General features: G+C 53.1%; 24 protein-coding genes. 14 read left to right on the top strand and 10 right to left on the bottom strand.

What is annotated here, in order from left to right; genetic code table 11:
* Positions 1-45: 45 nt before the first annotated feature.
* Complete coding sequence (locus tag M0220_RS03690; protein ID WP_264018715.1) at positions 46-918, top strand: LysR substrate-binding domain-containing protein; 873 nt, start codon at positions 46-48, stop codon at positions 916-918.
* A 130-nt stretch (positions 919-1,048) separates the two neighbouring features.
* Positions 1,049-1,606: a cytochrome b gene (locus M0220_RS03685; protein WP_030069859.1), complete on the top strand. Its 558-nt coding sequence runs from the start codon at positions 1,049-1,051 to the stop codon at positions 1,604-1,606.
* A gap of 22 nt (positions 1,607-1,628) precedes the next feature.
* On the opposite strand, the gene M0220_RS03680 is transcribed toward M0220_RS03685, so the two are convergent.
* From M0220_RS03680 to M0220_RS03665, 4 genes are all read right to left on the bottom strand, one after another.
* The gene (locus tag M0220_RS03680; protein ID WP_264018714.1) at positions 1,629-3,422 is read right to left on the bottom strand and encodes a diguanylate cyclase; all 1,794 of its coding nucleotides are present in this window, start codon (positions 3,420-3,422) and stop codon (positions 1,629-1,631) included.
* A gap of 140 nt (positions 3,423-3,562) precedes the next feature.
* Positions 3,563-4,429: a LysR family transcriptional regulator ArgP gene (locus tag M0220_RS03675; RefSeq protein WP_264018713.1), complete on the bottom strand. Its 867-nt coding sequence runs from the start codon at positions 4,427-4,429 to the stop codon at positions 3,563-3,565.
* Between the two features lie 113 nt (positions 4,430-4,542).
* Positions 4,543-5,313, bottom strand: a complete 771-nt coding sequence (gene fhuF, locus M0220_RS03670; protein WP_264018712.1) for a siderophore-iron reductase FhuF — start codon at positions 5,311-5,313, stop codon at positions 4,543-4,545.
* A gap of 102 nt (positions 5,314-5,415) precedes the next feature.
* Positions 5,416-6,183: an ATP-binding cassette domain-containing protein gene (locus M0220_RS03665; RefSeq protein ID WP_030069866.1), complete on the bottom strand. Its 768-nt coding sequence runs from the start codon at positions 6,181-6,183 to the stop codon at positions 5,416-5,418.
* Positions 6,184-6,352: 169 nt separating this feature from the next.
* Here M0220_RS03665 and fhuB point away from each other — a divergent pair, with 169 nt between their 5' ends.
* Both fhuB and M0220_RS03655 read left to right on the top strand, forming a co-directional pair.
* The gene (gene fhuB / locus M0220_RS03660) at positions 6,353-8,335 is read left to right on the top strand and encodes a Fe(3+)-hydroxamate ABC transporter permease FhuB (RefSeq protein WP_030069868.1); all 1,983 of its coding nucleotides are present in this window, start codon (positions 6,353-6,355) and stop codon (positions 8,333-8,335) included.
* 102 nt (positions 8,336-8,437) lie between these two features.
* Positions 8,438-9,049, top strand: coding sequence for a LysE/ArgO family amino acid transporter (locus tag M0220_RS03655; protein ID WP_030069870.1), 612 nt, complete (start codon positions 8,438-8,440; stop codon positions 9,047-9,049).
* A 15-nt stretch (positions 9,050-9,064) separates the two neighbouring features.
* Here M0220_RS03655 and ltaE read toward each other — a convergent pair whose 3' ends face one another.
* Positions 9,065-10,072 (bottom strand): low-specificity L-threonine aldolase, encoded by a 1,008-nt coding sequence (ltaE, locus tag M0220_RS03650; protein WP_030069872.1) that lies wholly within the window; start codon positions 10,070-10,072, stop codon positions 9,065-9,067.
* A gap of 131 nt (positions 10,073-10,203) precedes the next feature.
* Between ltaE and M0220_RS03645 the strand changes: the two genes are divergently transcribed.
* Entirely contained in the window at positions 10,204-11,418 is a 1,215-nt protein-coding gene (locus M0220_RS03645; protein ID WP_264018710.1) for an NAD(P)/FAD-dependent oxidoreductase, read from the top strand.
* A gap of 45 nt (positions 11,419-11,463) precedes the next feature.
* On the top strand, positions 11,464-11,985 hold the full coding sequence (speG, locus tag M0220_RS03640; protein WP_030069876.1) for a spermidine N1-acetyltransferase: 522 nt from the start codon (positions 11,464-11,466) through the stop codon (positions 11,983-11,985).
* Positions 11,986-12,097: 112 nt separating this feature from the next.
* Here the strand turns inward: speG and M0220_RS03635 are convergent, their stop codons facing one another.
* A complete protein-coding gene (locus M0220_RS03635) occupies positions 12,098-12,220 on the bottom strand; it encodes a hypothetical protein (protein ID WP_264018709.1) in 123 nt (40 codons plus the stop codon).
* Positions 12,221-12,782: 562 nt separating this feature from the next.
* Here M0220_RS03635 and M0220_RS03630 point away from each other — a divergent pair.
* Positions 12,783-13,580: an alpha/beta fold hydrolase gene (locus tag M0220_RS03630; protein WP_264018708.1), complete on the top strand. Its 798-nt coding sequence runs from the start codon at positions 12,783-12,785 to the stop codon at positions 13,578-13,580.
* A 34-nt stretch (positions 13,581-13,614) separates the two neighbouring features.
* The gene (locus tag M0220_RS03625) at positions 13,615-14,379 is read left to right on the top strand and encodes a metallophosphoesterase (protein ID WP_264018707.1); all 765 of its coding nucleotides are present in this window, start codon (positions 13,615-13,617) and stop codon (positions 14,377-14,379) included.
* A gap of 34 nt (positions 14,380-14,413) precedes the next feature.
* Here M0220_RS03625 and M0220_RS03620 read toward each other — a convergent pair whose 3' ends face one another.
* On the bottom strand, positions 14,414-15,301 hold the full coding sequence (locus M0220_RS03620; RefSeq protein WP_264018706.1) for a LysR family transcriptional regulator: 888 nt from the start codon (positions 15,299-15,301) through the stop codon (positions 14,414-14,416).
* 132 nt (positions 15,302-15,433) lie between these two features.
* Here M0220_RS03620 and M0220_RS03615 point away from each other — a divergent pair, with 132 nt between their 5' ends.
* The 6 genes from M0220_RS03615 (at position 15,434) to M0220_RS03590 (ending at position 22,501) form a co-directional block, all read left to right on the top strand.
* Positions 15,434-16,873: an aldehyde dehydrogenase family protein gene (locus M0220_RS03615; protein ID WP_264018705.1), complete on the top strand. Its 1,440-nt coding sequence runs from the start codon at positions 15,434-15,436 to the stop codon at positions 16,871-16,873.
* A 10-nt stretch (positions 16,874-16,883) separates the two neighbouring features.
* Complete coding sequence (locus M0220_RS03610; protein ID WP_264018704.1) at positions 16,884-17,873, top strand: dipeptidase; 990 nt, start codon at positions 16,884-16,886, stop codon at positions 17,871-17,873.
* 83 nt (positions 17,874-17,956) lie between these two features.
* Positions 17,957-19,534 (top strand): BCCT family transporter, encoded by a 1,578-nt coding sequence (locus M0220_RS03605; RefSeq protein WP_264018703.1) that lies wholly within the window; start codon positions 17,957-17,959, stop codon positions 19,532-19,534.
* Positions 19,527-21,332: a hypothetical protein gene (locus M0220_RS03600; RefSeq protein ID WP_264018701.1), complete on the top strand. Its 1,806-nt coding sequence runs from the start codon at positions 19,527-19,529 to the stop codon at positions 21,330-21,332. Before M0220_RS03605 ends, M0220_RS03600 begins: the two co-directional genes overlap by 8 nt.
* Positions 21,332-22,099 (top strand): DUF3726 domain-containing protein, encoded by a 768-nt coding sequence (locus M0220_RS03595; protein WP_264018700.1) that lies wholly within the window; start codon positions 21,332-21,334, stop codon positions 22,097-22,099. The genes M0220_RS03600 and M0220_RS03595 overlap by 1 nt, the downstream gene beginning before the upstream one ends.
* A gap of 21 nt (positions 22,100-22,120) precedes the next feature.
* Positions 22,121-22,501: a RidA family protein gene (locus M0220_RS03590; protein ID WP_264018699.1), complete on the top strand. Its 381-nt coding sequence runs from the start codon at positions 22,121-22,123 to the stop codon at positions 22,499-22,501.
* A gap of 387 nt (positions 22,502-22,888) precedes the next feature.
* On the opposite strand, the gene M0220_RS03585 is transcribed toward M0220_RS03590, so the two are convergent.
* From M0220_RS03585 to M0220_RS03575, 3 genes are all read right to left on the bottom strand, one after another.
* Positions 22,889-23,824 carry a cation diffusion facilitator family transporter gene (locus tag M0220_RS03585; protein ID WP_030069879.1) on the bottom strand — a complete coding sequence of 312 codons (936 nt, stop codon included), beginning with the start codon at positions 23,822-23,824 and terminating at the stop codon, positions 22,889-22,891.
* Between the two features lie 178 nt (positions 23,825-24,002).
* Positions 24,003-24,557 carry a carboxymuconolactone decarboxylase family protein gene (locus M0220_RS03580; protein WP_264018698.1) on the bottom strand — a complete coding sequence of 185 codons (555 nt, stop codon included), beginning with the start codon at positions 24,555-24,557 and terminating at the stop codon, positions 24,003-24,005.
* Between the two features lie 32 nt (positions 24,558-24,589).
* A complete protein-coding gene (locus tag M0220_RS03575; protein ID WP_264018697.1) occupies positions 24,590-25,915 on the bottom strand; it encodes an aspartate aminotransferase family protein in 1,326 nt (441 codons plus the stop codon).
* Positions 25,916-25,961 lie beyond the last annotated feature (46 nt).

The following is a 25,961-nucleotide window of genomic DNA, read 5'->3' as shown; positions in this document are numbered from 1 at the left end:
ACAATATCAATCTTATATGATGATTCTTATCAATAATGGTGATGTATGCGTGCACCGACGTTTGACTTAACGCTATTGCGTACGCTAGTGACAATTGCCGATACCGGTAGCGTTACGGCGGCGGCAAAACGGTTGGCGTACACTCAGTCAACGGTGAGTATGCAGTTACAGCGCTTAGAAACGCAGCTTGAGGTGAGTTTGCATGAGCGAGCGGGGCGGCGACTACGTTTTACACCTGAAGGAGATCGCTTACTGGCGCATGCACGCCGCCTATTAGCGCTCAACGATGAGGCGTGGAGCGATATGCAGGCGCGCCAGATAACGGGTGATTTAACATTGGGTATTCCCGAAGACTATGCGTCGCTGTTGCCATCAGTATTTGCGTACTTTCATCAGCTTTATCCTGCAGTGGGGCTAACTGTAAAGTGTGGCACCAGTGCTCACTTGGTCGAACAAGTTAAAGCGGCGGAGTTGGACTTGGCGCTAGTGACCCGCCAAAGGAATTCTCCGGGCGGTGATGTGATTCGTCGTGAGCCGCTGATATGGGCGGTGGGTGTCCATCAACAGCCGTCACTGAGCGACCCCATTCCGCTGGCGCTCTATTCGCCCGGTGCTGACGTTTTTCGTGAAGTGGCTGAGCAGGCGTTACAGGGAGCTGGACGTGATTGGCGCGTTGCCTACACCAGCCAGTCAATGGCGGGTCTTGCGCCTATCGTAACAGCGGGGTTAGCTGTCGTGGTGGTAACGCGCAGCATGTTGACCCCATCGCTACGCCCGCTGGATGAAAGCAGTGGCCTGCCTGCTTTACCAATGATTGAACTAGCGCTCCATCGTGCTCCACACCGACCTTCTGAACCTGCGCGGCGGTTAGCAGAATTGATTCGCGAACAGCTAGCGGCACCTAGTGAAGCGTTATAAGGTGTTGCTTTGATGTATTTGTTGACAGGAAGCTATAGCTCCTCAGTGAGGGAGTAGATAATTAGTTTTTCTAACCGAACCTGACTGAACTAAGCTAACTACCATGACGCTATTGGGCTAGGAGTTTTGAATGCACGAGTTAGATCACTATATTTATCCACACCGAGTATTGCACTGGCTGGTGGCAGTCGCCGTACTATTGTCATTGGCCAGTGGCTTGACGCTTGGCTTCCTGGGCTATGAGCGCACTGTTGCCTTGTTTGGGAATACACTTACCAATGTGCTTTACACCAGCCATAAAACGTTGGGCGTGGCGATACTGCTACTGATGACCTTAAGGATCATTACGCGGCTTGCTTTTGTTGTGCCTGATCATGAGCCGCCCCTCAATGCCTTCGAGCGGATTGTTAGCACTAGCGTGCATCACTTGCTGTATGCGGGGTTAGTGGTTATGCCACTGATTGGTTGGGCAGCCACCGCTACTGGCGGCTTTCCTGTTGAGTTTTTCCACTGGCATTTGCCAGGCTTGTTAGGCAAAAACGAAGCGCTTTCGCAAACGCTGTTTGTTTGGCATGAGCGTTTAGGGTGGGCCTTAGTCGTGCTTATTACGTTGCATGTTGCGGGTGCGCTATTTCATTGGCGTATCAAGCGCGATAACGTTATGAAACGTATGAGCTTGTTTGACTAATATAGCTTAATGTCCATCACTATTATGCCGAACCATAGCCATAATAACGGGTGGTTTGGCTGGTTTTGACGGCATACATCTGGGTATCTGCATCGCGAAGCAGGCTGGCTAACGTATCGTTATCTTTATTGCTCAAGCTAATCCCTACGCTGACACCGACGTGAACTAGCCTGCCGCAAGGCAATTTGATGGGTGAGCGAATGGCCTGTTCGATGCGGTTACGCATTTCCTCTAATGCGGTTTGGTCAGTAATTCCTTCTAGCAAGAGGATAAACTCATCGCCGCCAAAGCGTGCACAATGGTCACTTTCTCGCGCAACGTGCGCTAGCCGTTTAGCCACTTGCTGAAGAACAAAGTCGCCTACCTCATGCCCATACTGGTCGTTAATAGGTTTAAAGCAGTCAAGATCACACATGACCAGTGCCAAAGGCGTCTGTGTTTGTTTACATCGTTCAAGGGCCTCTTCGGCACAACGTGCTAGGCCGTTGCGGTTAAGCAAACCAGTGAGCATATCGTGATTGGCAAGCTTTTCTAGTGCTTGAGTACGCGCAGCTACTTTGGCTTCTAGAACCGCTTCCTGCTTTTTTAGCATTGCGACCGTTTCTGCTTGAGCGCGCTCTTTTTGCCATTTTAATTTATTAAAACGGGCAGCTAGCGCGAAAGATAGCAATAACATCTCAATAGCAGAGCCGATTTGTATTCCATGAAGTGTAATGAAATTAGCGGGCAGAATACTAAGATTTCGTAGCGCAAAGACGGCGGCACCTAATAGAAATATCGACCAAGCAAGTACAAAAATACGAGCGCTAGGCACGCGGTGCCAGCTGCAATAAATACCGCAGGCTAGCATTAACAATGAAGCTGTAAACCCTGTGATATCCATTAAGCGCAGGGCGGGTTGAATAGGCAAAAATATCACCGCTATTAGCGCTAAATAGCAGTAGCCGCGAAATAGCGTGATGGTGTGGTGCCAGCGTGGGCAGTAAGTAGCTGTGTTGAGAAAGCTTTGAGTGAACAGGGTTGCCATTGTAGAAGCAAACGTAAAGCCAATCGCAACTAGGCGTGCAGTGTTATCGCCCAGAAAGCTCCAAAACATCAGTGTGCCAATCCCATTGAATGTCAAGATCGCCAGCGTAAACCCGAAGGCAAAGAGAGCATAGTAGAGAAATACCCGTTCTTTTAACCCAAAAAATAGCAGTAGGTTATAAACACTTAGCGCTAGCAGCATGCCAAAGTAGGTGGCTAGCCAGAAGTTGTGACGATCATTCTGGGTGTAAAAAGCATCTGGTGTCATTAGGCTATAGCTTAGAAACTTACTACCTGTGGCATTCACTTTGGTATAAAGCGTTACGGTCTCACCGCCAGCCAGTAGTAGTGGAAAAACAGCCTGACGATGGGCAATTGATCGCTCATCAATTGGCACAGCGCTCCCGCTGTGCTGAACATCTCTCGAGCCATCGCGCAGCGTATAGAGTGTTACATGGTCTAAAAATGGGTACTCAAACTTAACCATCCAAGTAGTGGGGAGTGGGGACGAATTATGAAGCTGTGTTTTTAGCCACGTGTCGTTTTGGGTATAGCCGAAATGTAAGTCAGAGGTCTGACGGACAGGTTGGAATGAGGGGGATAACGCTAAAACGTCATCCAGATTTAACGGTTCTGAAGTATGCCAGTAACCGCTTACTTCATTTAAATCGTAACGCGCCTGCTCAGACGAGACGACCACTGTGGCGGCCGCACTACTCTGAGTATGCCAGCTAATAATAAGCACTAACAAACCTGCCGGAAGGCGCTTTAGCCAACAATAAGCATCCATAAATATCGCTATGTTATTTTTTTTGCGTTGGGTTTTATTTCTGCTAGGTCTTAACGCCTAGGTTTCCTTGCCAGCCTTGGACAGAATTTCCTCCTAAGCCAAGTGTAGACGCCTTTCAGAGCGACAGTCTGACAATGAGGCTAAAGCATGAGGCAGTTCAGACTTTCGGTTAGTCGCTGAACTAAAAGGCCACTGTGCCGCCAAAAATGCCAATAAAGCGGCACCGTAAGCGAATGCCCCTGCGCAATACTGACAAGTTGACCACTTTGTAGCTGTTCAGCGGCCTGGAGCGAGGGCACCATACCGTAGCCAATGCCCGCTGAGGCAAGGCGTACAAATCCTTCAGATGAAGGACAAAGGTGATAGGGGAAGTGACCGTGATAGCCACACTGGGCCAAAAAACGGTGCTGAAGCTGATCATGTGGGCCGAAGACAATCGCAGGAGCCCGTTGAAATGCTCCAGCGGATGGCCCTTCCGGAAAGTAGCGCGCCACGTAGCCAGGAGAAGCTAGAGGTTGATAATGCATTTCGCCCACTTTAATACATCGCGCACCTGCAATAGGTGTTGGAGTGGAACAAAGACAGGCAGCCACATCACCATCACGCAGACGTTTAAGCCCAACCTCTTGATCTTCAATCACTAAATCGAGCAATACGCCCTCGGTCTGGCAAATTTCTGTCACGGCGGATGCCCACCATGTCACCACACTGTCAGCATTGATCGCGATTCGTAATCGGGCTGCTGCGTTATCTAGGGTAGGTAACGTCTGATGTAGGTCGCGCTCCAACAGCTGTACTTGCTGGTAGTGGGTAAGTAGCCGCTGGCCCGCAGGGGTGGGCGAAAGCTTAGGATGGCGCATTAATACAGGCTGGCCCAGGCGTACTTCTAGTGCTTTTATACGTTGAGAGACGGCTGATTGAGAAAGCCCTAATACATCGCCTGCTCGTTCGAAACCACCGCACTCTACCACAGTGGCCAAGGCATGGAGGAGCTTGTAGTCAAACATGTAGTAACCCGTTTATGCGCAATCATAAACGTTAATCAAAACTAAAGAATTAAGCAAAATAGCAGTCGCTCAATAGAGACACATAGTTAGGGCGATGGCATGCCTTTAGTTGCTCATCGATGGCGGGCAACGCGATCACAGCCTTCTAAGGGGCAGTTGCTACACACCTCAAAATCATTCAATAGATAGCGCAGGCAGCATAGCTTACGTACCCGTTTTAACGCTTCGCTGTCTTTAGGCTGATAGGTGCGCACCGGCTCAAATAGTGGGTTGCGTTGGCCGTTCAAAGTGCGTGACGTTAGCAGTGTGCGGGTGGCGGTTAGGGCGCCTTGATTCACTAACGGGTGAGTAGCTAAGGCGTTAACATAGTAATCTACATAGCCTCCGGCGTTACTCCAGAAGACGCGAGGAGCTGCTCCTGAGATGGCTGATAGGCGTTCGATGAGCGGCTCCCAATGTTGGTTTATCAGCGTAGCAAAGCGTTCATTGGTATCCAGCGTGCAGAACTTTTTGCCCTCATGGGGGAGCCACAGCCCTTGGGTACAGCCGTGGTCGTTTACGATCACCTGCACGTCATCCAAGCCAACGGGTAAGTCACGATTAAGCAGCAAATGAGCGGCGAGGGTGGGGATAGCCATTGCGCTAAAATGCCATTTCGACCACAGCGAGGTAATAGCGCGCAGATCGCCACCAGGATAGCGCTCGGCATACCGTGCTATATCTTGTTCAAGTAGCTCAGCACTTTGCCATCGTGATGCTTTGATAGCCCGAGAAGGCGCTACATCTCCAATGAAGGGTGGCGTGAAATGTGCTAATGGCCCCTGATAACAGTCTTTTAGTGTTAACGGCAAGGTTCTGTCATGTTGGCGCAGGGCTTGGGTCATTGCTAGCCTCCTCCGCGTGAAAAAAGAGATATTCGCCAATAAGCAAAGTGAAACGTCGTGTTCATTATTAAAATGGAGTAAGCAATGCTGCTTGGTGAGTAATCACTGCGCCACGGCAATAGGGTGGTTGCCGTTTGGGTGTGTCATAACATGCATCGGCAGCCCGTAAATGGCTTCTAATGTTGAGCTGTGCATTAACTCATCGGGCGTTCCATGAGCAAGCAGACGGCCACTGTGCAGCGCCATGAGCTCATCGCAATAGCGCGATGCCATGTTGATATCATGCAGAACAATAACAACGCCTAGATTTAGCTCGTTGCACAGCTTGCGGATTAACGCTAATACGTCCATTTGATGGGCGATATCCAGTGCTGCCAGCGGTTCGTCAAGCAGCAAAAAACGACTTCCTTGTGCGATGAGCATGGCCAGCCACACCCGCTGCCGCTCGCCACCAGAAAGGGTATCCACTAATCGGTCGGCAAGCGCCTCGGTGTGGGTTAATGCGATGGCGCGTTCAATGGCGTCCTTATCTTTTTGATTGTGTCGCCCTAATAAGCCGTGCCAAGGATAGCGGCCAAAAGCAATTAGCTCGCGTCCGGTCAAATTTTCAGCACTTGGCAAATGTTGCGGCAGATAGGCGACATGGCGCGCAAACTCGCGGTTGCCCCATGTATTCAACGGGCGTTGATTAAAATGAATGTCGCCTTGGCTGACTGGATATTGTTGCGCCAGCAGCTTTATAAGCGTTGATTTGCCAGATCCGTTATGACCAATAAGGCCATATACCTTGCCTTCTTGGAAAGTGTGGTGAATGGGCTGCAAAAGGTGTTTGCCATCGATAGCAAATGACGCGCCCTGAACATCAAACATGCACCGCTCCTAACAGGTCAGATAAGTCTATCCTTTAATTGTAGTGTTAATACTTATCATTTAGAATCGCATTTTTGATTTATTATTCAAATTCTTCTCGCCCCTAGGTCTCCTTCATGATGAAGCCTGCCGATATCAATCGTGTAGCTGCGCACGGGTTAGTACTGACATGCTAGCCCGCCTGTACGGTATATCACCCGCCAAAACGTGTTTTTTACTTAGCCTGCCGCTGATGGTGCTATGGGTAATGGCCTTGCAGCAACAGGGAGGCATAGGGCTTGGGTTGCAGGCATTGCTATCACCCACACTAGAAAATTTCGATGAATTAATGCTGCATTTTGCTTGGTGGCCGCGTTTTATGATTGCGCTACTGGCAGGAGGTGGATTAGCGCTAGCCGGAGTGCTGATGCAGCAAGTTCTGCGTAACCCGTTGGCATCGCCGACAACATTAGGCGTGGCTTCGGGAGCGAATCTTGCCCTGATGGCGGCAACCCTGATGGCACCGGGATTGTTGGTGGTTGGCCGTGAATGGATTGCTTTAATAGGTGGAGGCGCAGCCGTTGGTTTGGTCTTTGCATTGGCGTGGCGCAGAGCTTTAGCCCCTATCGTTGTGGTGCTAGCAGGCTTGGTGGTTAATTTGTACGTTGGCGCGCTTTCAACGGCCTTACTGCTATTTAACCATGAAACCCTTGCTGGATTACTGATTTGGGGGGCTGGTTCGCTTGCCCAAAATGGATGGGATGGTGTTTCGTCGTTAGCGCCGCGCCTAGCGCTAAGCGCAATAGCCGCCTGGATATTGCTCCGGCCGCTGGCTGTATTGGAGTTGGATGATGCCAGTGCAAAGAGTCTAGGAGTCTCGCTGAAATATTTGCGCTTTGCAGGCCTGGGGTTGGCGGTCTTTATTACTGGTAGCGTGGTTAGCGTCGTCGGTATGATAGGGTTTATAGGTTTAGCAGCACCTAATATTGTGCGTATGGCGGGAGCGCGTAAATTAGGTACTCGCTTGTTGTGGTCAACACTTCTTGGTGCTGTGTTACTGGCAACTACGGACTTGTTGTTGCAACGTATTTCCGGCTTGGCGGCAACGTTGATCCCTACCGGAGCCGTTACTGGAGCGCTGGGCGCGCCATTGCTGCTTTGGCTCATTCCGCGTCTTAAACTGCAGGGCGACCGGCCACCAAGTGGTCCGGGCGTCTATCTTCCTCGTCACGCCAGGCCACAACGGTTGGTGTGCGGGCTATTCATGGCTCTGCTAGTTGTTATCGGTCTTGGGTTATTCGTGGGGCAGGGCGCGAATGGCTGGAGTATTGTTGCGCCTTCCCAGTGGAGCGTATTGGAGTGGCGGTTACCCCGTGTCGTTGCTGCCGCTGCCAGTGGTTTAATGCTGGCCATTGCAGGGACCCTTCTGCAGCGCCTTTCTGCTAACCCGATGGCAAGCCCGGAAGTGTTGGGGATTAGTGGCGGCTGCGCGATTGCGCTGATTCTTGGTATTTATCTGCTACCAGCCCCCAATAACGCCCTGTTGATAGGCGTTGGAACGTTAGGTGCACTGGCGACATTGCTGGTGTTAGTAGGTTTAAATCGTAAAAGTGGCTTTGTTCCTGAACGTTTATTACTTAGTGGAGTGGCGATAAGTGCGCTTTTTGATGCAGTACGCAGCGTGTTATTGGCGGGTGGGGACCCGCGAGGGCAGCAAGTCATCGCTTGGCTAGCAGGCTCTACTTATTATGTTGATGTCACTAGCGCAATAGTGGTGGGGGGAATTGCTGCTGGTTTGGTGCTAATGACGCTGCCATTGGTTCGCTGGCTAGATATTTTACCCCTTGGGGAGCCGTCGGCGCGGGCACTTGGTGTTGACTTAAAGCGGGCGCGGCCAGCGCTCTTGCTACTAGTGGCGCTGTTAACGGCCTGCGCTACATTGGTCGTGGGGCCGCTTTCATTTGTTGGTCTTTTGGCTCCCCACATGGCACGGTTAGTAGGCTTTTCACGCGCTCGCCATCATCTGATTGGTGCCGCATTGATGGGTATGCTCCTGATGGTATTGGCTGACTGGGTTGGACGGCAAATCATATTTCCGTATGAAATACCCGCGGGCCTAGTCGCCTCCTTGATAGGTGGTGCTTACTTCATGTGGGGTTTGCGCCGACTATAAGTTTTTCTAATGCAGCATTAGCAGGATGATTTTTTGTTATGTGAGCTGTGACTTACGCTATTGCCTTGTTTCACTCTTTATTAATCACAAGGAACGGCGGCAATGTGGGAAAGTTACATAACGGGCTTAGTGGTGTGTGGCGGCATTATCATGGCAATCGGCGCGCAAAATGCTTATGTATTGGGGCTGGCGGTGCGCCGCGAATATCATTGGTGGTCAGCGGGTTTGTGCATGAGTGCTGATATTATTCTGCTAACTGCAGGTATGTTTGGGGCTAGCGCGTTTCTGTTAACTATACCGAATGCGATGGAAGCCATGCGCTGGGTGGGGGTGGTGTTTTTAAGCTGGTTAGCCGCACAAGCCTTACTCCGGGCTGTTAGCGGGCGGGAAGGATTGCAGGCCGGTAGTGTAAAAGTTCGCAGCTTGCGCGGCGTGCTGTTGGCAACTTTAGCCGTCACCGTATTGAACCCCCAAGTGTATCTAGACACACTACTGTTAATTCCGGCTATTGGTGCCCAACAGGAAAGCGCTGGTGTATTCGTTGCAGGTGCGTCGACTGCCTCTGTTTTATGGTTTAGCTTGCTGGCGTGGGGCGGGTCGGCGCTTTCGCCTTGGCTTTCCCGCCCGGGTGCGTGGCGTACCATTGATGGGCTAATTGGCCTGATGATGGCGGTCATTGCTGTACACCTAGCGCTGGGTTCTACCTTGCTTTGAGAGGCCCCAGGCTGATTAGTGACGGCTGAAATAGCTCTCCATAACGGCAATTACTTTATCGATATCAGCATCATCAATATCCCGATGAACGACAAAACGCGTGGCGTAAAGTAGTTCAATTAAAATGCCATGCTCTTTTAGCCATGAGGAGAGCGGCTTAACATGTTCGTCAGGAAAGTGCGCGAACACCATATTGGTCGCCTGAGCGGTGATTTTGACGCCAGGCAGCTTTACTAAGCCTTCTGCCAAGCGTGCAGCACGATGGTGGTCATCGGCTAAGTCGGCGACATGATGCTCCAGAGCATACTGGCAGGCGGCGGCGATAATGCCTGATTGACGCATACCACCACCGACCATTTTACGCCAGCGCCGTGCGCGGTCGATGAATGTTTGCGAGCCCACTAAGGCAGAGCCGATAGGAGCGCCCAGGCCTTTCGAAAAGCAGAGTGACACACTATCAAACGGTAAGCAGAGCTGCTTAAGTGAGGTGTCTGTGGCCACTGCTGCATTAAACAACCGTGCACCATCTAAGTGCGTTGCCAGGCCGCGTTCGTAAGCTAGTTCGGTGGCTTTTAACACATAGTCCGCAGGCAGCACTTTGCCACCAATAGTGTTTTCTAGCGCCAGCAGCTTTGTGCGCGCAAAATGGAAATCATCGGCTTTGATGGCAGCGCTTATTTTCTCTAGAGGCAGGCTGCCATCGGCAGAGTTTTCAATTGGTTGTGGCTGGATGCTGCCTAACACCGCTGCGCCACCGCCTTCATAACGGTAGGTATGGGCTGATTGCCCTACAATATACTCATCGCCTCGCTCGCAGTGTGCCATTAGCGCCACTAGGTTACTTTGTGTTCCGCTTGGAAATAACAGTGCCGCCTCTTTGCCTATTTGCTCGGCTAGCTTTTCTTGAAACGCGTTGACCGTTGGGTCATCACCCCACACGTCATCGCCTACTGGTGCGGCCATCATGGCATCTTTCATGGCAGCGGTGGGACGGGTCACCGTGTCACTGCGTAAGTCAATCATGCAGAACTCCTTTTTGAGTAAGCCACTTTAAGAGACGCTTTACCGAGCAAGTTGCCAGGAACCAACTATGGTTAACAGCATATGACTATCATCCATAGCATACTCTAGAGCAACTGGGCATAGGCAAGCAGATGGATCTGAAAAGTGGCTACCCTTTTTGGGCCGTGAAAAACGGCCTGTTGAAAACTTTCCCACAACTTACTCGTGACCATCAGAGTGAAGTAGTGGTGATCGGCGGCGGAATTACCGGGGCCCTGATTGCGGATGAGCTTAGCCGCAATGGCCATCATGTGGTGGTGCTTGAGCGTCGTGACGTAGGCTGGGGCAGCTCGGCCGCCAGCACAGCATTACTACAGTACGAAATTGATACGCATATGGCTGAGCTAGCCAAGCGCTATGGAGAAGCCGATGCAGTGCTTGCCTACCGCGCCTGCGCAGAGGCCATTGGCGAGCTTGAAACCTTAGCCGCTGGGTTAGGCGATGTAGATTTTGAGCGGCAACAGAGTCTCTATTACGCCAGCATGGAAGAGGACGTAGCACTTTTAAAAGAAGAGTTAGCGCTGCGCCTAAAGCATGACTTTGCTGCTGACTGGCTTGAAAGTGAGACGGTTTTGGAAGAATACGGTTTTGTGGCGCCAGGCGCTATTCTTACCCAGTTAGCCGCCGCTGTTGACCCATATCGAATGGCATATCAACTGTTTTCCAGGGTTGTAGAGCGTGGCGGAGAGGTATATGACCGCACGCAGATGCAGACGATGTCGCCGGATGAGCAGGGCGTCACGTTAACGCTGGCAAATGGTGCCAAGTTGCGCTGCCAATACGTAGTGATGGCCGCAGGATATGAGTCGCAAGCGTGGTTGCCCGACCCAGTAGCCATCAATCGCAGCAGCTACGCGTTTATCACTGATCCACTACCGCCGGAGGCATTAGGCAAGTTACGCCATACTATGGTGTGGGAGTCGGCGCGCCCCTACCTTTATATGCGTACTACCGGAGACGGTCGGCTACTTGTGGGTGGCGACGATGACGATGAAGATATTCCTAAACGCCGTGACGCGCGGGTAGAGGAAAAAGCCAGAGGTCTGGCACTCAAGATAGAAACACTATGGCCCAAACTTGATATTAACCCGACGTTTTCTTGGGGCGGTACTTTTGCAGAAACTGACGACGGACTACCATTTTTCGGCCCCCATGAAGCACATGGATCACGAGTGCATTTTGCGATGGCCTATGGCGGCAATGGGATCAGCTATAGCATGATAGGGGCCAAACTGCTGCGAGCGCTTATTGAAGGAAAACACCACCCCTTGGCAGAGCTTTTTTCGTTCCAGCGATTAAAAAGATAGCGCATAACCAGTGATTCGAACAACGATGCATAAGAGTAGGCGGTAATGGATAAACACCTTTATTTACGTGCCTTAGAGCGTAATGATCTGCGTTTTGTTCACGAGTTAAATAATAACCAGAGCATCATGTCGTATTGGTTTGAAGAGCCTTACGAATCATTCGATGAGCTGGAGGAGCTTTATAATAAACATATTCATGACAACGCCGAACGGCGATTCGTCGCCGAAGATAGCAATGGGAGTGCCATTGGTTTAGTCGAACTGATTGAGATTGACTACATTCACCGCAGCGGTGAATTTCAGATCATCATCACGCCTGACCACCAGGGTAAGGGGTTTGCCAGGTCATTGATTCGTCAAGCACTGCACTACTCGTTTACGATTTTAAACTTACACAAAATATATTTGATTGTGGCAGTGGAGAACGTTAAAGCGATTCATCTCTACGAGGAGAGTGGCTTCATTGAGGAAGGGCACTTAGTGCAAGAGTTTTTTATCAATGGTAAATATCGTGACGTAAAACGGATGTATATTTTACAAGATACTTATTTAGCACAGTTGGCTTGATAATTAAGTAAGGGAATAATTGCTGTGTTGCATAGACATTTTTCGATGGAATATTAATCAAATATGATAACGCCTCAGTCCGAAAATTAATTCACGGCTGAGGCGTTGTAGGCTACTGCTGGCGCATATAAGCAACGATAGCGTCGAAGGCTGCACGTTGCTGTTGGGCACGATTAGCCCAGACTTGCATCACATCCACTTCTACTGTCTGATCTTGAGCAGCAAAAGATGACATAGCGAATACTCCTAATTCAGATGGTGAGGGACGGTTCAGCCAAAAGGGGCTCGGTTGTACCCGATGTTGTTGTACATGGTTTGCGTTTTACGTCGAAGCAAATTAGCTACAGGTCAAGTTTATGCGCATTTTAACCCTTAAAGCTAGTCCTAAAGATGTAAGTAAATTGCCATGGTGCGTAAGAGATTGCTTACAAAAATGGCAGGTGTACACCTATGCTTTTGAATGGAAAAGGTTTTCATAATGCAAAAAAGCCGACTAGACGCGTCGGCTTATGTAGTTATCTTTTCGTCTATAAGGGAAGATAGCGGTAAAAATCGCTGCTTTTAGCCGAAATAAGCCGCTAACGCTTCATTGGCAGCGTGTTGCCACTTGGCTTGTAGGCGCCAAAAAGCAAACACTTCATCATCTAGCGTAGAAAATGCAAAAGTAGAAATCATTCGGTGGTCCTCCTAAGTGGGACACACCTAGAGTATAGACTAGTTTTGTTGCATTGCAGCATTTAGCCATGGTTAATAAAAGCAGTTCATAACGACAGTTCATAAAAACGAGTAGTATCATTATGTTATCTGAAACCACTTTCCATGATCGCAGAATAAACGCCTCTATTGGCCATCTCTTTGTTCGTACCTGGGAACCGTCTCAGCTGCGTTCAGAGGTTCCTATTGTGCTGTTTCATGACTCATTAGGCTGTGTGGATTTATGGCGTAGCTTTCCATCAGCACTATGTGCGGCCACTCAACGGCGAATAATTGCCTATGACCGGCTAGGTTTTGGACGCTCTGATGCATGTTTAGCACCGCCGCCACTGAGCTTTATTGAAGACGAACCAACGACTAGCTTTGCGGCACTCCACAGCGCGCTTCAGTTAACGCATTTTATTGCCCTGGGGCATAGCGTAGGCGGTTGCATGGCAGTGCACTGTGCAGGACAGTATGTAGAGCAGTGCCAAGGAGTGATTACTATTGCAGCGCAGGCGTTAAACGAGGCGCGCACACGACAAGGTATTGAAGAAGCGAAGATCGCTTTTCAACTACCGGAACAGTTCGCCAAATTAGAAAAATATCATGGCGATAAAGCTCGCTGGGTATTGAATGGCTGGACAGATACTTGGTTGCATCCCGAGTTTGAACACTGGTCACTTATTCCGGCCCTTAGGCGGGTTATTTGCCCAACGCTAGTGCTTCATGGTGAAAACGATGAATATGGTTCTCACCGTCAACCTGACTGCATCGCTCGCTATACCAGTGGTTCTGCGCACAGTGAAATACTGCCGGGCATTGGGCATGTGCCACACCGTGAAGCGGAAGCAGTAGTTGTTAACTATGCTAAAGAGTTTACTGAACGGCTTACGCCATAAAAAGACCGTTACACAGGGAAAAGTGAGGAACGCTATGCGCTTGCGAATTTTATCCGACCTTCATTTAGAGTTTTTTGATGGAGATCGAGAATTGCCAGAGGTGGAGGCCGATCTCATCATTTTGGCAGGCGATATTCATCAGAAAACGGAAGGACTCGCCTGGGCCAGGCAGCGGTTTCCAACATTACCTATCTTATATGTGCCAGGCAACCACGAGTTTTATGGCACTTGCATGCCGTTACTCCGCGAAGAGCTCGCCAGTGAGGCCAGCCGCTATAAGATTGAACTGCTGGATAATCGAGCGGTGACTATCGGTGGGGTGCGTTTTTATGGCACCACGCTATGGACTGATTTCTTGCTTTATGCTGATGACCCAACGCGCCTCCCAGAAGAAACGGAAGCCAAAGCACTGCGCTACATGCCCGATTTTCGCATTGTGACCACGGCTCCAGGCCAGGTCTTTACCCCTCAGGCTAGCCAAGTATTACACGCGGAAGCGCTTGACTGGCTCGGCAACGAGCTTGAGCAACCGTTTGATGGCCCCCGCGTTGTTATTAGCCATCACGCTCCTTTACACAGCTGCATTCCTGAGCAGTATCTTGGTGATGCGCTGTCACCAGCTTTTGCCTCCCACCTGCCTCAATTGATGGGCAAGATGGATTTATGGGTACATGGTCATGTCCATGAACCAGTCGATAGTTTATCTAATGGAACGCGCGTTATCGCTAACCCAGGCGGCTATCCCTATGAGTTCACCCCAGCTTTATTTAAGCCGGACTTGGTCGTTGAGGTTATTTAAATGAGTTTTAAATTATAAAAGACGACCAAGCGTTTTAACGATGGCTCTCTTCTAGCCGTGTCAATAAATAGCCATGCATTGCATCTGCAGCGGGTGAAAGGCTTTGCCGTGCTCGCCGTAATAATCCAATCCGGCGTTCAAGACGCGGGGTGGCCAGGGGAATAAAACGCAGCCGCTTGTGCTCTTCCTGAAACGCCAGCCGGGGCAAGGTGGTGACGCCGATACCGGCTTCCAACATGGCGGTGAGCGAGATCATATTGGAAATATACAGGGTGCTATGGGTGAGAAGCTCTGCCGCCGGTGAGCCTTCCAGCAAGCGCGAGGTGCCATTACGAATCAGCGTATAGGGCTTGAGGGCCCGCCAGTGCAACGCCTTCTGCTGCGCCAATGGGTGGTCGTCGCGGCACACCACGCCAATATCATCGTGCAGTAAGGCTTCAAAGCTCAGCGCCTCGTCGGGCAGCCATAGGCTGGTAATGCCGAGTTCGACTTCACCCTTGAGCACCATTTCATTGACCCGCTCGGAATGGCCGTCCTGCAGGCTGATATCAATCCCTGGGTAGCGTTGCAGAAACCCGGCCAGCAGCGCGGGCATCAGGCGGCTGGCCACCGAAGGCACCGCAGCAATATCCACCCGACCGTGCTGCTGGCGGGCAATCGCCAGGGCATCCCGGCAGACGCGGTCATGGTGGGCCACCAGTTCGCGAAAGCGCGGCACGCACCAGTGGCCGAAAGGGGTCAGCAGGGCCTTACCGCCGCCTTTCTCAAACAGCGGCTGGCCAAGCCGCTCTTCCAGGTCGCGCACGGCCATGGAAATGGCCGGCTGGCTGCGGTGCAGTTGGCGGGCAGCGGCATGAAAACCACCGGCATCAAGAATCGCCAGCACATAGCGCATGGGCGCTAGTTTCAGTTCGGGGAGCATGGTCTGTCATCAACCGTTTAAGGTGGTAAGTTTTGCTGATCATTTTATCTGTATTATTGATTATCCTTATCTTCACGTCTTCTTTAGCATGGCGTCAAACGCTTGTTATTCACCCTGCTGAAGGAAATCTTTATGTCATCCCCGCACGCGCTTTATATCAACGGTCAATGGGTCGACGGTACAAGCCACATTACCAATGCCAACCCCTCTGATCTGACGGATGTGATCGGTGATTACGCCCAGGCCAGTGCCGCTCAGGTAGAAGACGCCATTGATGCTGCACGCAACGGTCATAAAGAATGGGCCAAAACCGGGCTGGAGCAGCGCTACGGCGTACTGATGGCGATTGGCGATGAGCTGATGGCACGCAAGGAAGAGCTGGGGCGCCTGCTGTCGCGTGAGGAAGGTAAGCCGCTGGCAGAAGGTATGGGCGAAGTCGCCCGCTCGGCGCAGTTCTTCCACTACTATGCCGCCGAAGTGCTGCGCCAGCTGGATGAGCGGGTCGATTCCGTGCGCCCTGGTGTGGAAGTCGAGACCCGTCGTGAACCGGTGGGTGTGGTGGGGATTATCAGCCCCTGGAACTTCCCCATGGCAACGGCGGTATGGAAGATTGCCCCGGCGCTGGCGTTTGGTAACGCCGTGATTTTCAAACCCGCCAATCTGGTGCCCGCCAGTGCCTGGGCGCTGACCGAGATCATCAGCCGTCAGGCGCTACCGGCAGGTACCTTCAACCTGCTGATGGGCAGCGGCGGCAGCGTCGGTGAAGCGCTGATCACCAGCCCTGCCATCAATGCGCTGACCTTTACCGGCTCGCTGGAAGTCGGTCGCCGCGTCGCCGCTGCTACCGCCGGCAATCTGGTCAAGTGCCAGCTGGAAATGGGCTCCAAGAACGCCTTGATTGTGGCTGAGGATGCCGATCTGGATCTGGCCGTGGAAGCCGCTTTCAACGGCGCCTATTCCGGCACCGGGCAGAAATGCACGGCTTCGTCGCGGCTGATTGTCCACACGGCGGTTCACGATGTGTTTGTCGACAAGCTCAGCGCGCGTTTGGCGAAAGCCAAGGTCGGCCCAGCGCTGGAAGAGGGTGTGCAGATTGGCCCGGTGGCCGATGCCCGTCAGCTTGAATCCAATCTGAACTGGATCGAGCGCGCCCAGGCCGAGGGTGCCAAACTGGCCTTCGGCGGTGAGCGGGTTGAGTGTGCCAGCGACGGTTACTTCATGGCGCCGACCCTGTTTGTGGATACCACCAATGAGATGGCGATTAACCGTGAAGAAGTCTTCGGCCCGATTGCCTGTGTGATCAAGGTGGCGGATATGGACGAGGCGATTGCCACCCTGAATGACACCAACTTCGGTCTGACCGCAGGCATTATTACCGATTCCCTGGCCCTGGCCACCCGCTTCAAGGCACAAGCCGAGACCGGCTGCGTGATGGTTAACCTGCCGACGGCGGGTACGGACTATCACGTGCCCTTTGGCGGGCGTAAGGATTCAAGCTTTGGCCCGCGTGAACAGGGGCGCTATGCGCGTGAGTTCTACACCGTGGTCAAGACCTGCTACGTCAAGGCGTAAGGAGTCGTGCATGTCCAGACAGATGCTGACCGTGGATGGGTTGCAGTATTCCAACTGGTCCCGGGAAATTTTTGAACAGATGCGCGAGGGCGGCGTGGATGCTGTCCACGCCACTCTGGTCTACCACGAAACCCTGCGCGAGACCCTGACCCGCATCGGCGAATGGAATCGCCGTTTTGAAGCCCACGGCGACCTGATCATGCCCGTTCATGCGCCGGGGGATATCGAACGCGCCCGTGAGGCGGGCAAAGTGGGCATCTTTTTTGGCGCCCAGAACTGCTCGCCTATTGAGGATGATATCGACATGGTGGCGGTGCTGCGTCAGCTGGGGCTTCTGATCATGCAGCTCACCTATAACAACCAGAGCCTGCTGGCCTGCGGTTGTTATGAAAGCGAAGACAGCGGCATTACCCGCTTCGGCCGCCAGGTGATCCGCGAGATGAACCGGGTCGGCATGGTGATTGATATGTCCCACAGCAGCGAGCGTTCGACCCTTGACGCCATCGAGATTTCCGAGCGGCCGGTGATTATCTCCCACGCCAATCCGAGCTTCTTCCATGACGCCAAGCGCAACAAGTCTGACAAGGTGCTCAAGGCGATTGCCGAGAACGACGGCCTGCTGGGCTTTTCGGCCTATCCGTTCCACCTGAAGAACGGCCCGGACTGCACCCTGGAAGATTACTGCGACATGATTGCCCGCACCGTTGACCTGATGGGTATCGAGCATGTCGGCCTGGGAACCGACCTGTGCCAGAACCAGCCAACCTCGGTGCTGGAATGGATGCGCAACGGGCGCTGGTCAAAAGAGATGGATTACGGCGAAGGCAGCGCCAATAACGCGGGCTGGCCCAAGCCGCTGGCTTGGCTACGCGATAGCCGCGACTTCCCCAACCTGATTGAAGCCCTGCGCGCTAAAGGCTTCGCTGAGCAAGATGTCGCCCGCATCATGGGGCGCAACTGGGTCGAACTGCTAGAGCGAACGACCCTGCCCATGTCTTAACGGAGCGGTATATCACGCCATAAAGATGGATTGGTTATTACCAACCCTTACCACCAACAATAAATAATAACGAGGTTTCCCCCATGAACTCACCCAAAGATACAGGCCCAGCCCATGGGCTTGGTAAGTTCGGTGACCCGGTTGTACTCGGGCTTAGCGGCGGCTTTGTCATCCTGTTTGTCGTTCTGTCACTGATCAACATCGAAGGAGTCGCTGGCGCAATATCAAGCGGCTTTGCCTGGACCGCTGCCGTCTTAGGCTCTTATTTCCAGTTGCTGTTGTTACTGACTTTTTTTATCGCCATTGGGCTTGCCATTTCCCCGGCTGCCAGCGCCAAGATTGGTGGACTGAGCAAGCCAGAGTTGAGCACCTTCAAATGGCTCTCCATCATCATGTGTACCCTACTGGCCGGGGGTGGGGTTTTCTTTGCTGCCGGTGAGCCGGTGTATCACTTTGTGGTCACCCCACCCGCTTTTGACACCGAAGCAGGCACCGTGGAAGCCATTGCCAGTGCCTTGGCACAGTCGTTCATGCACTGGGGCTTTCTGGCCTGGGCCGTGCTCGGCTCGCTGACCGCCATTGTGCTGGCGTACTGGCACTATGATCGTGGCCTGCCACTGCAGCCACGCACGTTACTTTACCCGGTACTTGGCGAGCGGCTGATGCGCAGCTGGGTGGGTGGTGTGGTAGATGCCTGCTGTGTGATTGCCGTCGTGGCAGGTACCGTTGGCCCGATCGGCTTTTTGGCTACTCAAGTCAGTTTTGGCCTGCATGAGCTGTTTGGTATCAGTTCGGGCTATGCCACCCAGTTGATGATTTTGATTGTGCTGGGCGTTGTGTATGTCACCTCGGCAGCCACCGGGATTCATAAAGGCATTCAGCTGCTAAGCCGCTTCAATGTGTTTCTGGCGCTGGCAATTGCGGCAGTGATCTTTGTATTTGGGCCAACGCTGTTCTTTACCAATGCTTACCTGCAGGGCTTTGGCGTTTATATCAGCTCCTTCTTCGCCATGGCGACCATGACTTCGGAAACCGCCCCAGGCTGGTGGATGCAGTGGTGGACGGTGTTCTTTTTTGCCTGGTTTATCGGTTACGGTCCGCTGATGGCGATTTTCGTGGCGCGTATCTCTCGCGGTCGTACCATTCGGCAGATGATCCTGGCCGTTGCCGTAATGGCACCGATTGCCACCACCGTCTGGTTTACCCTGTTGGGCGGTGCCGGTATTCACTATCAGTTAACCGGCACAATTGACTTAGCTGAGGCGCTGAATAACTTCCAGTTTGATGTGGCGACCCTGACCGTGGCGCAAGCGCTGCCCGGGGGAGCGGTGATGGCGCTGACGATTCTACTGCTGACTACTATTTTCGTAGCCACCACCGGCGACTCGATGAGCTATGCGATTGCCGTGGTCTGTACTGGTCACGATGAACCGCACACAGCTGTGCGAATATTCTGGGGAATCACGATGTCGTTAATGGCTGCGATTCTGCTTTATATGGGCTCTGGTCAGATTGGTGTGCTGCAGCAATTTATCGTGATTACCGCTATTCCTGTTTCACTGGTGCTGTTGCCATCACTGTGGCTAGGGCCAAAAGCGGCCTACGCGATGGCACGCGAGCAGGGCCTGACGACGCGTAAGAAGGTGATTGTTCATGAGTAACAGAGATTGGGCGTTGGCTCCGCTGGCGCCCCTGAGCCTGCGCCCTGCCGATGAGGTAATGCGGTTGGAACGCCTGGGTAGCCTGCATGCCTGTCGACTGAGTTTTGTGCGCTCCCTGATGCGTCAAATGGGCCGTCAGCGTTGGCAAATAAGTCGGGTGCGTTTTGATCTGGATGATGACGGTTATGGCACGGCCGTTTATCGCCTCCAAACTCCCCATGGGCGCTACCATGGGGTGATGTTTGCCCAGGCGCTGGACGATTCGCGCCGCTCCGATCGGGTAATTGCAGACGCCTGGGACGTTACCTTCGGCTTAGTGGAAGGTGATGTGGACGATAGTTTGTTGGAACAGATGGCGGCCAATGTGCCTTTACAAGAAGCAGGCCGCCAGCACCCCAGGGTGCTAGTGCTTTCCCGTGCTAATAAAAGCCTGCGTAACTTCGCCCACTTTGTGGAAGCATTAAGCAGTGGTCAGCAGCCAGACCCGCAGTGGTTAACTCGGGTTGGCTACCTGTATCGCACCACGGCGGTTTACGGCAATGGTAAGTTTGGCCTCGCTGACTTCGCGCGTTTACATGGAAATCCTGACTTTAGACGCCCGTTTTCGGTGCAGATGGCGGGCGTTTATTTGTTGCGCCATTTCTCCATTGAGCAAGTGGAACATCTGGCCCGCTGTCAGGCGCCGGACACCGCTTGTGCCCTGGCCACCGAGCTACGCCGCTACTTGGGGATCGGTAACTCGACTGGCTTGGGAATGGCCCCTTTTTTGATCAACCATCCTCAGCTCATTGCTCAATGGGTTCACCAACGCGAAACCGCGCTGGCGTTGGCCCAACGTCAGGTCCCCAGCGAGGAAGACCGCCAGCGGCTAATTAGTCTAACTCGGCGTGCTTTACAACATCTGGCGGAAACGGTGACCGAAGACGCCGAGCAGACCCAGCGCAATGGCGAGACCGTGGCCGCCTTACCTGATGTGCTGAACTGGTTGGAAAGCGTCGCGCTGGAAGAGGATCTTTGGGCTCAATTAATAGCCTGGAGCGAGCGTACCCTGTCACTAGAAGCCCAAGAGCTAATCAATACCCTATTGATCGAGCTCTATCCTGATCAGGTCGACCTGCTAGAAGACCAGATGGGTGTTCATGAAAATCTCGACCTTGAGCCGGATATGCCGTTGATGCGTCTGCGCCAGCTAATTGAAACGCACTATGGTTGGGCGCTCTCTTACGACTATACAAGCCATGAGGGCGCCTATTGGTTCTGGTATCGGTCGGCGGAAAAAGAGGAGCCGCGCCTTGGCGTGCGCGACCAAGAGCCAGGTGCCGAAAAAGAGGTGCCCATTGCCATAGGGCCAAGGGTAGCTCATAGCCATGCCGCTATTTGTGAGTTTTTAGAGGATGCTCCGCGAGCTAAAGTGGTCGATTTTCTACTTGCCAAGCCGCGTCACAAGGAAATCATCCGCCGCGTACAGTCCCTTGTAAAAGATACTTACGGCGATATCCACGCCAATTTGTGGCATCAGGATATGAAACCCATGCACCTGCTGCGCGCAAAGCTGGCGTTTTTCGGTGCCAGCCGCTTTGACCCAAAATCTGACCGCTGGGTGCGCATCACCCTGTTTCAGGGCGCGCCGCTGGTGGAAGAACTCAACGCCGAGCCGCAGGATCTCAGCCATTTTGATGACTGGAGTTTTCCGCTGCAGCCAACGCTTGAAAACGGTGTCGTTGGCGCGGCCGGGCTATCGCCTCATGCCGAGTCAGCGGCGTCTCATGTCAATCAACCTGCGCATGGAGGAAGATAATGAAAGTCTCCTTCAACGAGCTACAGGGGCTGTGCCGAAAAGCCTTCACTGGCATTGGGTTTGAAGATGGCGATGCCGCCGATGCTGCTGACATGGTGGCTTGGATGCAGTGCCATGGTTTCAATGCGGTTGAACAACTCAATCGTGGCCTGGACTTCTTGCTTGAAGAAGACCCGGAATCTCTACCAAAGGTGATCTATCAGGATGGCGACCTGGCGGTACTCGACGGCCATGGCCAGAGCGTGCTGCGCAGTATTAGCTTAGCCACCGAGCTGGGCTTTGCTAAGGCCCGTGCGCGGGGGCTATCAGTGGTCAAGATCCGCCGCTGCCATAATCGCCAGCTGATTATGGGCTACCTTTCACGCCTGGCCGGGCGGGGTATCAACATTACTGCTTTCTGGCGCAATGCCCAGGAGCCGCTGACCGAGCAGGTCGTGGGCTTTCGCGCTGGCCACTCGACGCCTGAAGTACGCATCTATTCAGTGCGCGATGTACCAGAAGAAAACGAACCCAACGACGGCATCACCCTGGTAATGGCCAACCATGTTGAGTTACTTCCTTCCCTGGGCGCAGACCACGACCTTGATCTGCTGGCGCGTCATTCAGAATCCGACCTAATGGCCTGCCGCGAGCGGTCTCTACAGGAAGGTATCGACGTGGATGATGCGATATGGGCACGCCTGAAAACGCTGGCACATCGTATTCTGGTGGAGTCCTCCGAAGCTTCTCGAAGCGGTGCTGGCGCAGGTGTCAACGATAACGATTAATAGATCAATGAGAGTATTGTCATGATTCAACCGGTAAAAACCGATCTCTACGCGGCCAAAGCTCCACTTGAGTGGGCGGTGGTTGGCAATGGCATTTTATTCACCGCGCAAATTCCCATTGGTACCGATGGGGTTGTGGTAGAAGGCGGTATCGAAGCACAAACGCGCCAGACGCTGGATAACCTGCAACATACGCTGGAAAGCGCCGGTGCAAGCATGCAGCAACTGACACAGGTGCTGATCTACGTAACGCAGCGGGAAGATCTGGCCACCGTTAATCGCGTATATGCGGACTATGTCACCGCGCCTTACCCCAATCGGGCCGCTATTATTGTGTCTGGTTTTGCGCGAGAAGAGATGTTGGTCGAGATGGTGGCCTATGCTGCTGTCTCAGCGGTTTAATAGTTACCATAGACACAAGCGTTATTCGAAGCGTCCCGCGGGGTGATGCCAGTCAGCCTTAACTGGCTGGCACTACCCCCCCCTAGCCCCATATAGCAAAGCGGCCACCTCCCAAAGCGTGTACCGCACGTCATTCCCGAGTCACCGCACCGTCATTCCCGAGTGGGGTTATCGGGAATCTAACTTGACCTTGGCCTGCAGCAGCCCAAAACCCCAGGTCAACATGGATTCCCGCTAAGGGCCTGCGGGAATGACGAGGGCGGCTCGGAGGTCTGGGGTGGAGCCATCGTCAGGCACTTATTAAACAAAAAACCAGCCCATCGGCTAATGCCAGTCAGCCTTAACTGACTGGCATTAGGCCCACGGGCCGCTTTTATTGGCGTGCGATTAAGTGTGCTTCTTTACTAGCTGCCCGCAGGAAGGCGCTGCCCAGCGATTATCTTCGGTGAAGACCACATCGCAAACAACAGGCGAGTAAACGCGGCGTACTTCCTCATCAATTTGCTGGCGTAGTGTGTCTTGATGGGCCAGCGTAGCGTCATGAAATGCTTTGGGTAGCACCACGTGGACGATGATGTATAGCAGGCGACCAGGGCGTACCATACGCACCCGCACTTCCTGAGTGTCGATATCCGCAAGACCGCGAGCAACCGCTTGACGCACTGGCTCGGCGATTGCTTCGTCCGGTGTTTTATTCAGCAGCTCACGCAGGGCTTGAGAAGCCATGCGTACCGGTACGCCAAGGCATAGCAACACAACGGCCATCACCAGTACGGAGTCGACATAAGGCACGATTCCCCGCCAGTCTAAGCGCTCAAACAGCATCACCAAGCAGAACGCCGCTAACACGGCAGCCGAGATAATGCTGTTCACCAGCCAGTTAAGCTTGTCAGCAGCCACCAGCGGGCTACTTACATGGCGCTGACTGCGGTGCATCATCCAAGCAGTGAGCGAGCAGGCGGCGGTGGCAAACAGCGCATAGATAACAGCAAGTCCCGCTGAGATCTCCCGCCCTCCGGTCAGTAACGCAGCCACGGCATCTACCAGCGCAAAGATGGAAACGCCTAATATTAACAAGCCTTTGCATAGGTTAACCAACGACTCGAAATAGCTGTAGCCAAACGGGTAAGAGGCGCTATCGGGTCGGCTGGCTAACTTGCTGACCTTAATGGTAACCAGCGCAACGCTAAAGTAGATAAGGTTAAATAACCCATCCAGCAAAATAGCCTGGGAGTTAGATGCCAACGTTGCCGTGATTCCTGCACAGCCAATCAGCAGTGCCATGAAGGCGGAAAATGCTAAGGTGCTGGATTCTGTTTTCACGAACGGTTGCTCCGAGATTACCTAGCCAAAAGGCTAGCAAGGATAGCAACATCAGTGGTCACAATGTCAGTGATTTGTTTAAAGTGAACATCGCCGCCTGATGTAGGCGGCGATGTTATTAACAGCTTGTCCTGGAGTAGGTTGGCTAGGTGGAAACCTGCACCAGGGGCAGGAGTATCTACGTGGTAAGCGAAAATAGCGTTGGCATTTTTTGCGCTTCTTTTTGAATGTTGTCGTCGAGCGGTGTGTCGTAAGTCTTGAGCAGATAGCCCAACACCGAATAAAACCCCACCATAGCAATGAGGTCGATAACGGCCTTACGCCCGATGGCATCTGCTAACTCTGCTTCTTGCTCAGGGGACAGCATTCGCTGATCAAACAATGCATCCACAGCGTCGACGATAAGACCATCAACGCCTTCGGGGCGAGTTCTAATGGCGTCGATTCGATCCGTGGAGAACCCGAGAGCGAGTGCCCGGCTAACGTGATGAGCCCACTCGTAGCGTGACCCCATGCGCAGGCCAGCGCGAAGAATCACCACCTCGGTTAATTCTGGCCCTAAGGCATTTTCCTTCACAACATGCTGGCGTAAAGGTGCCCAGGCGTTGAGTAAATCCGGGTGATGGGCCATGGTGCGATAGACATTGAGCGCACCGGCAAAGTCTTCGCGTAATTCAGCGATGTCGTTTGGCCAATCGGCATCAGCAATAGGCGGGCAGGGAGAGGGCGTCATGGGTGAGCTCCATTCAGATAGGGTGCGTGACATCACTCGGCGATGGCGGCGTTGATGGCGTCGGCAATGCGCTCAATGATTAGGTCGACATCATCGGCTTCAATAATATAGGGCGGTGCCAGCAGGATATGATCACCGTGAATACCATCAATCGTGCCGCCCATGGGATAGCTGATCAGCCCACGAGCCATGGCGTGACGCTTAATTTTGGCGTGAATTTTTCGGCTCGGATCGAAAGGCGCTTTCGTGTCCCGGTCCGCCACCAGCTCGATACCGCGAAACAGCCCTCTTCCCCGGATATCGCCTACATAAGGGGATGCACCGAGAACGGCTTCCAAACCGTTTTGTAATCTCGCGCCCATGGCGTTTACATTGGCAAGTGTCTCGGGGCGAGCAATGATTTCAACCACTTTGTTAGCAGTTGCCGCGGCAACAGGGTGGCCGATGTAAGTATGCCCGTGCTGGAACAGGCCAGAACCGTTGGCGAAGCTGTCGTAAATTTTGCCGGACAGCATCACCGCGCCGATCGGCTGATAACCCCCGCCCAAGCCTTTGGCTATTGTGACGATATCCGGTATGACGTTGTCTTGCTCGCAGGCGAAGACCGTGCCGGTGCGCCCCATGCCGCACATCACTTCGTCGAGGATCAGTAGTACGCCATATTTGTCGCAAATCGCACGCACACGTTTAAAGTAATCCGCGACAGAGGCGACAGCGCCGAGGGTGGCACCTACGACGGGTTCGGCAACGAACGCCATGACTTCTTCAGGGCCGAGTTCCAGAATTTTCGCTTCGAGCTCGTCGGCAAGCCGAATAGCGTAAGCCTCAGGCGACTCATCAGCGCCTTTTTCGCGATAGGCATAGCAGGGGGAGACATGATGAGTTTCTGGCAGGATGGGCTGAAACTGTTTACGCCGCATTGCATTGCCACCGGTTGCCAATGCACCAATGGTGTTGCCGTGGTAACTCTGCCGCCTGGCAATAATATGCCTGCGCTGGGGGGCGCCAATTTCCACAAAGTACTGCCGTGCCATCTTCAGCGCCGCTTCAACGGCCTCTGATCCACCTGACACAAGGTAGACGTAATTCAACCCTTCAGGTGCCAAATTGACGAGCTTCTCGGCAAGCGCCTCGGCAGCGTCGGTGGTAAAAAACGAGGTGTGTGCGTAGCAAAGGTTATCAATTTGAGCGCGCATCGCCGCCAGCACTTCTGGATGAGCGTGTCCCACACTGGTGACCGCAGCGCCTCCTGAGGCGTCTAAGTATCGGTGCCCAGCAGTGTCTGTAATGTAGACACCTTGCGCCGACGCGGCATGAGGGAGGGTTGGGCCGATACTGCGATGAAGAATACGAGTCATGGAGACGGTTCCTTATGGTCACTAAGCGGTGTGAGCACGCCATAAG

Source organism: Halomonas qinghailakensis (genome assembly GCF_025820815.1).
In the GTDB taxonomy this organism is placed as follows: Bacteria; Pseudomonadota; Gammaproteobacteria; order Pseudomonadales; family Halomonadaceae; genus Vreelandella; species Vreelandella qaidamensis.
This window is presented reverse-complemented; position numbering and strand designations above follow the sequence as displayed.